Origin of the sequence: Microbispora hainanensis (genome assembly GCF_006874475.1) — a bacterium.
Lineage (GTDB): Bacteria > Actinomycetota > Actinomycetes > Streptosporangiales > Streptosporangiaceae > Microbispora > Microbispora hainanensis.
This window is the reverse complement of the sequence record NZ_VIRM01000139.1, coordinates 1-1452: the sequence shown is the minus strand read 5'-3', so window position 1 is coordinate 1452 and position 1452 is coordinate 1. Positions and strand designations below refer to the sequence as shown.

1 protein-coding gene is annotated in these 1452 nt (G+C 71.0%); it reads left to right on the top strand.

Going from position 1 to position 1452, the window contains the following annotated elements; translation table 11 throughout:
• The first annotated feature begins 188 nt into the window (after window positions 1-188).
• Entirely contained in the window at window positions 189-1445 is a 1257-nt protein-coding gene (locus tag FLX08_RS39845; RefSeq protein WP_142625425.1) for an IS110 family RNA-guided transposase, read from the top strand.
• The last annotated feature ends 7 nt before the right edge of the window (window positions 1446-1452 follow it).

The following is a 1452-nucleotide window of genomic DNA, read 5'->3' as shown; positions in this document are numbered from 1 at the left end:
ACCGCCCTGCTCGCTCGCCCGTGCAAGGTCCAGACTGAGTTTGCGGGATCCGGCGGTTGCCCGGGACGTGCCGACCGTCGACAGGGCTGTGCGCCGCTGAGCGCCGATCAGTGAGCTGACTGGCTGTCACGTCCCGGAACCTGGAAACAAGGGTGCCTCCCCACTGGGCTAGCAGCGAGGAGGCTGTCATGGAGTATGCCCCCCAGGCGTCCCTGCCCGCGACCCCGCCGGGCGGACGGACCGCCGGTGTCGACTGGGCCGGCGCCGACCACGCCGCCTGCGTTGTCGACGCGACCGGTGCCGTGGTGACCAGGTTCACCGTCCAGCACACCGATGCCGGGCTGCGGGACCTGGTCCGCCGCCTGCGTGAGGCCGGCGCATGCGAGGTGGCCATCGAACGCGGTGACGGACCTGTCGTCGAGGCCCTGCTCGCGGCCGCGCTGACCGTCGTGGTGATCAGCCCTAACCAGGTCAAGAACCTGCGCTCACGCTACGGATCGGCCGGCCGCAAAGATGACCGGTTCGACGCCTACGTGCTCGCCGACACCCTGCGCACCGACCGCGCACGGCTCCGTCCGCTGATCCCCGACACCGCTCCCACGGCCACGTTGCGGGCCACCGTACGCGCCCGCCGCGACCTGGTCGCCCACCGGGTGGCGCTGTGCAACCAGTTACGCGCCCACCTCAAGACCGCCTTCCCCGGCGTCGTGGGACTGTTCGCCGACCTCGACAGCCCGATCAGCCTGGCCTTCCTGTCCCGATTCGACTGCCAGGACCGCGCCGACTGGCTGAGCGAGCGCCGCCTGGCCGCGTGGTTGAAAGGCGTGGGCTACTGCGGCCGCAAAACCCCTGCCGCCTTACTGACTCACCTCAAGGCCGCCCCACGCGGCGCCACCGGCCACGACGGCGCCGCCCGCGCGCACATCACCCGCGCCCTGCTGAATGTGCTGACCTCGCTGACCGAGCAGATCAAGACCCTTGAGGCGCAGATCGCCGAACAGCTCGCCCTGCATGCCGACGCCCACATCTTCACCTCCCTGCCCCGCTCCGGAGTCGTCCGCGCCGCCCGGCTGCTGGCCGAGATCGGCGACTGCCGCGCCCGTTTCCCCGACCCCTCCTCACTGGCGTGCCTGGCCGGGGTGGCACCGGCCACGCGCCAGTCCGGCAAGCACAAAGCCGTCGGATTCCGCTGGGCCGTCAACAAGCAACTCCGCGACGCCGTCTGCGACTTCGCCGCCGACTCCCGCCACGCCAACCCCTGGGCCGCCAAGCTCTACGCCGATGCCATCGCCCGCGGCAAGGACCACCCGCACGCCACCCGCATCCTCGCCCGCGCCTGGCTATACGTGATCTGGCACTGCTGGCAGGACACCGCCGCCTACGACCCTGCCAAGCACAGAGCCCTCCAAGCCCTGCTCCAACAAGATCAGACGGCGGCGGCTTGACACAGGG